This is a genomic window from Rhizobium sp. P44RR-XXIV (assembly GCF_001999485.2).
Taxonomy (GTDB): domain Bacteria; phylum Pseudomonadota; class Alphaproteobacteria; order Rhizobiales; family Rhizobiaceae; genus Rhizobium.
This window is the reverse complement of sequence record NZ_MPVZ02000013.1, coordinates 1-1,253: the sequence shown is the minus strand read 5'-3', so window position 1 is coordinate 1,253 and position 1,253 is coordinate 1. Positions and strand designations below refer to the sequence as shown.

General features: G+C 60.8%; 2 pseudogenes. Both read left to right on the top strand.

Features of this window, described 5'->3' with window-relative positions:
* Window positions 1–328: pseudogene (locus BSK43_RS00105) on the top strand (hypothetical protein); the annotation flags it as partial.
* A gap of 16 nt (window positions 329–344) precedes the next feature.
* A pseudogene (gene rplA, locus BSK43_RS00100) lies at window positions 345–1,039 on the top strand (50S ribosomal protein L1).
* The last annotated feature ends 214 nt before the right edge of the window (window positions 1,040–1,253 follow it).

Genomic DNA, 1,253 nt, shown 5'->3' with positions numbered 1-1,253 from the left:
CAGCACGGCATTAACATCATGGAATTCTGCAAGGCGTTCAACGCCAAGACCCAAGGACCAAGAGCCGGGTCTGCCGACTCCTGTGATCATCACTGTTTACAGCGACCGTAGCTTCACCTTCGAAACCAAGAGCACCCCGGCTGCCGTCCTGCTGAAAAAAGCAGCTGGCATCACCAGCGGCTCCGCTCGTCCGAACTCCCAGAAAGTCGGCACCGTTACCCGTGCCCAACTGGAAGAGATCGCCAAGACCAAGCAGGCTGACCTGACGCTGCTGATCTGGACGCTGCTGTACGTACCATCGCTGGCTCCGCGCGCAGCATGGGCCTGAACGTGGAGGGTGTGTAATGGCTAAGCTGACCAAGCGCCAGAAGGCGATTGCCGAGAAAGTAGTTGCCGGCAAGCAGTACAGCTTCGAAGAGGCCGCCAAGCTGCTGGCCGAGCTGTCCACCATCAAGTTCAAGGAGTCCGTGGACGTTGCCGTGAACCTCGGCGTCGATCCGCGTAAGTCCGACCAGGTCGTTCGTGGTGCCACCGTTCTGCCGAACGGTACCGGCAAGAGCGTCCGCGTTGCCGTCTTCACCCAGGGACCGGCTGCCGAGGCCGCTCTGGCGGCCGGTGCCGACAAGGTGGGTATGGACGAGCTGGCTGCCGAAATGAAAGGCGGCGACCTGAACGACGTCGTCGTCATCGCCTCCCCGGATGCCATGCGTGTCGTCGGTCAGCTGGGCCAGATCCTCGGCCCGCGTGGTCTGATGCCGAACCCGAAAGTCGGCACCGTGACTCCGGACGTCGCTACCGCCGTGAAGAATGCCAAGGCTGGTCAGGTGCGTTTCCGTACCGACAAGAACGGCATCATCCACAGCTCCGTTGGTAAGGTCGATTTTGAACCGGCCAAGCTGCAGCAGAACGTTGAAGCGCTGCTGGCGACCTGAAGCGTCTGAAGCCGTCCTCGTCGTAAGGCGTGTACGTCAAGCGTGTGACCCTGAGCACCACCATGGGTCCGGGCCTGCAGATCGACCTGGCTTCCCTGGAAGCCTAAGTGAAATCGTGCAGCGGGTTCTGCCCGCTGCACAGGTATTGGGGTCCCTGCCTGGCGGGGGCTATCCAAGACCGTAGGTGGCGCAAGCCTTAAACCACAAGCCTACGCAGATGGTGCTCCCGATTCGGTTACCGAATCAGACACCAAAACGACGTCCGGCCCCGGTTGGACGAAACGGTAACATCCAGGAGTAAACCCGTGGCAATTAAACTCG